Source organism: Pseudonocardia pini (genome assembly GCF_013870575.1).
In the GTDB taxonomy this organism is placed as follows: domain Bacteria; phylum Actinomycetota; class Actinomycetes; order Mycobacteriales; family Pseudonocardiaceae; genus Pseudonocardia; species Pseudonocardia pini.
Genome location: NZ_JACBXB010000577.1, coordinates 1 through 3,650 on the forward strand (window position 1 = coordinate 1; position 3,650 = coordinate 3,650).

The 3,650-nt window shown below is 73.6% G+C and carries 5 protein-coding genes and 1 pseudogene; 1 reads left to right on the forward strand and 5 read right to left on the reverse strand.

Annotated elements, in window-relative coordinates; all coding sequences use genetic code 11:
- The 3 genes and pseudogenes from H5J29_RS25030 to H5J29_RS25040 form a co-directional block, all read right to left on the reverse strand.
- A pseudogene (locus tag H5J29_RS25030) lies at positions 1-195 on the reverse strand (hypothetical protein); the annotation flags it as partial.
- A gap of 131 nt (positions 196-326) precedes the next feature.
- On the reverse strand, positions 327-1,061 hold the full coding sequence (locus H5J29_RS25035; RefSeq protein WP_376768569.1) for a phosphoglyceromutase: 735 nt from the start codon (positions 1,059-1,061) through the stop codon (positions 327-329).
- Positions 1,062-1,089: 28 nt separating this feature from the next.
- Complete coding sequence (locus H5J29_RS25040) at positions 1,090-1,593, reverse strand: MarR family winged helix-turn-helix transcriptional regulator (RefSeq protein WP_181783478.1); 504 nt, start codon at positions 1,591-1,593, stop codon at positions 1,090-1,092.
- Positions 1,594-1,675: 82 nt separating this feature from the next.
- Here H5J29_RS25040 and H5J29_RS25045 point away from each other — a divergent pair, with 82 nt between their 5' ends.
- Positions 1,676-2,182, forward strand: coding sequence for a VOC family protein (locus H5J29_RS25045; protein WP_181783479.1), 507 nt, complete (start codon positions 1,676-1,678; stop codon positions 2,180-2,182).
- Here the strand turns inward: H5J29_RS25045 and H5J29_RS25050 are convergent.
- Positions 2,179-2,937 (reverse strand): GntR family transcriptional regulator, encoded by a 759-nt coding sequence (locus H5J29_RS25050; protein WP_181783480.1) that lies wholly within the window; start codon positions 2,935-2,937, stop codon positions 2,179-2,181. The genes H5J29_RS25045 and H5J29_RS25050 overlap by 4 nt on opposite strands.
- A gap of 58 nt (positions 2,938-2,995) precedes the next feature.
- The coding region (locus H5J29_RS25055) for a DUF4349 domain-containing protein (RefSeq protein WP_181783481.1) at positions 2,996-3,650 on the reverse strand (655 nt) is incomplete at its 5' end.

Here is a 3,650-nt window from a genome sequence, read left to right on the forward strand (position 1 = left end):
CGAGCCGGAGAGGACGGCGAGGCCGGAGCCGGTGGTGCGGAAGGTGCGCTGCAGGAGCTCGGCGAGCGTCGGCACCCGGCGGGTGTCCGGACGGGGCGCCGGACCCCGGCTGCGGCTACGCCCGATCAGCACGCCTGCCCACAGGCCGAAGCCGAGGGCGACGGCGACCAGGATCGCGGACGCCACGGGGTTCACGGCGGCATCGTAGGCCTCATGACCAGGCCCGACGCCAGCGCGAAGCGCCGAAGGTGAGCCGCCTGACTCCCCGATCGAGGAGTGTTCCGCCCCCGTTCACGGGCAGTTCACTCCCCGAACGGGGGAACCGTTCACCGCCCCTGGTTCGCCACGCCCGCGATGGCCTCCTCGGCCGCGGCGGGGTCCAGGTACTCCCCGCCCTTGGTGACCGGCTGGAGCGAGTCGTCCAGCTCGTAGCGCAGCGGGATGCCGGTGGGGATGTTCAGCCCTGCGATGTCGGCGTCGGAGATGCCGTCGAGCTCCTTGACCAGGGCCCGCAGCGAGTTGCCGTGCGCCGCGACCAGCACGACCTTGCCCGCGCGCAGGTCGGGCACGATCGCCTCGTCCCAGTACGGCCGCATCCGCACGACGACGTCGGCGAGGCACTCCGTCAGCGGCGCGTCGATCCCGGCGTAGCGGGCGTCGCCGTCCTGCGACCACTCCGAGCCCTTCTCGATGGGCGGCGGCGGGGTGTCGTAGCTGCGGCGCCAGACCATGAACTGGTCCTCGCCGAACTCCTCGCGGATCTGCTTCTTGTCCTTGCCCTGCAGTGCGCCGTAGTGCCGCTCGTTGAGCCGCCAGTCGCGGTACACGGGGATCCAGTGCCGGTCCGCGGCGTCGAGCGCGAGGTTGGCGGTGTTGATGGCGCGGCGCAGCAGGGACGTGTGCACGACGTCCGGCAGGATGCCGCGCTCCTTCAGCAGCTCCCCGCCGCGCCGGGCCTCGCCCTCGCCCACCTCCGACAGCGGGACGTCCACCCAGCCGGTGAACAGGTTCTTGACGTTCCAGTCGCTCTGACCGTGGCGCAGCAGCACGAGTGTGGGCATGCGCGACAGCTTGCCAAACGACGGGCGGTCAGCGCTGTCGGTCGGGGCACACCCCGGGGATGGGGGTGGCCTCGGGATCGCGGGTGAGCCTGCCCAGCATCGCCGTGCAGATGCCTTCGAGCTGGTCGACCTGCTCGGCGCTCAACGCGTCGAACAGGTTGTGCCGCACCGTGCCCACGTGCCCGGGCGCCGCCTCCCTCAGGGCGGCGAAGCCCTCCTCGGTGAGCGTGGCGAAGGTGGACCGCCGGTCGTCCGGGCAGGGACGGCGGGTGACCCAGCCCTGCCGCTCCAGCCGGGTGACGGCGTGGCTCAGCCTGCTCTGGCTGCTCTGCGTGACGGCGGCGAGCTCGCTCATCCGGAGGGTGTGGTCCGGGGAGTCGCTCAGCATGGCGAGGATCAGGTAGTACGCGTGCGGCATCCCGGAGTCGCGCTGCAGCTGGCGGTCGAGCGCCCCGTCGAGCAGCGTGGTCGCGGCCACGAACGCCAGCCAGGCCTTGAGCTCGGGGGGTGTCAGCCAGCGCGGTTCCTCCATGCAGCGCAGCGTACGCCGTTTCGGTTGAACATTCATCTGACTGTGGGTATCGTTGAACATTGAAACGACTCAGGAGGCAACCGTGCCCGTCCAGCGCCTGAACCACGCCGTGCTCTACGTGCGAGAGGTCGACCGCAGTGTCGCCTTCTACACCGCGGCGCTCGGCTTCCGGGTGATCGTCTCGTTGCCGGGCGGCGCGTTCCTGCAGGCCGAGGGCTCCACGAACGACCACGACCTCGGCCTGTTCGCGATGGGCGAGCGCGGCGGCGCCCCCACGGCCGGGATCTCGACCGTGGGCCTCTACCACCTCGCCTGGGAGGTGGACACGCTCGCGGAGCTCGCCCGGATCGCCGGCGTGCTGCGTGAGCACGGGGCGCTCGTCGGGGCGTCGGACCACGGGTCCACCAAGGCGCTCTACGCCAAGGACCCGGACGGGCTCGAGTTCGAGGTCAGCTGGCTCGTCCCCGCGGACCTGCTGGGCCCGGAGAAGCAGATGCAGGCCGCTCCCCTGGACATCGACGCGGAGATCGCGCGGTACGGCGCGGACACCCCGGGCGGGATCGGCGTGTCCGTGCCGAGCCTGCGCTAGGGAGCGGCGCCCACCAGGTAGCCGTCCTTGGCGCTGAACTGCGCCGTGAGGGTGAACCGGTCGCCCCGGACGAGCGTGTGCCGCCACTCGACGGCCCGCGCCCCGGAGCGGCCGAGGCGCTCGATGGCCAGCGCGGCCACGGTGCCGTCGATCTCGAGGAGCCTGCGCTCCTCCGCGGTCGGCACCACGGCCCGGATGTTCTCGCGGCCGCCCGCGACCCGGATCCCGCAGAGCCGCTCCAGCTCGGGGTAGACGCCGGTGTGGGTGAAGTCGACGTCGAGCAGCGGCGCGGCGACCGCCTCCGGCAGCCACACCCGGTCGACGGCGAGCGGCTCGCCCTCCGCGAGCCGGAGCCGCTCCAGGTGCACGAGCGGGGTGGACTCCTCCAGCCCGAGCCGGGCCGCGACCACGCCGTCCCCCCGCACGTCGAGCGTGCGGACCACGCTGCGCTGCTCGCGGCCGGTGGACTCGACGGCGGAGAACAGGCTGTAGATCGAGCCGAGCTGCTGCTCGATCTCGACCGGGCCCGCGAGGCGCGGCGCGCGACCGCGCCCGGCCACGACGAGGCCCTCGTCGCGCAGCCTGCGCAACGCCTCACGCACGGTGTGCCTGCTGACCTTGTACTCGGCGACCAGCGCGAGCTCGCCGGGGAAGGCGAGGTCGAACTCGTGCGCGTCCAGCCGGGTGCGGAGGTCCGCGAGCAGCTGGGCCCAGAGTGGGTCGGCACCCTTGCGCACCAGGGGGCGCGCACCCATCACGTCCTCCAGGGGTTCGCTCGGCGGTCGCCCGAGGGTAACCCGCGGGGCGGCCAGGTCAGGTCGACGGGGCGTCGTCCGGCGTGGTGGGACGGCGGCGGGCCCGGACGGTCCGGCGGGCCAGCCAGGCGAGCCCCACCAGCACGGCGACCACCGGGAGCATCGGGACCACGAACCCAAGCGCGGCCAGGGCCACCGCCCCGATCGCCTGCAGCCCCTCCCAGCCGACCGCGAGACCGCCGAGGAAACCGCCCGCCGCAGGCGGTCCCGCGACCACCGGCAGGGGCGCCAGCGACACCTCGACGGTGGCTGACGACACCTGGTCGCGCAACAGCGCGACCCGCCGCTGCAGGGACTCCAGGTCGGCCTCGCGAGAGGCCAGCTCGGCCTCCACGGAGACGATCTCGTTGATTGTGGTGGCCCGGTCGAGCAGCCCCCGGACCCGCGCGACGCTGGCCTGCTGGGCCGCGACCCGGCCGTCGAGATCGGCGACCTGCCCGCCGACGTCCTGGGCCTGGCTCCCCCGCGCGGTGACCGTGCCGAGGCCGCCGAGCCGCTCGGTGAGGGCGTCGACGCGGTCGGTCGGGACCCGGAGGGTGAACCCGGCGACCGCACTGCCGGACCGCTCCTCGGCGACGAACCCGCCGGCCGCGGACACCGCGCTGCGCACGTCCGCCGCCGCGGTGACCGGGTCCTGGACCTGGACGGACAGC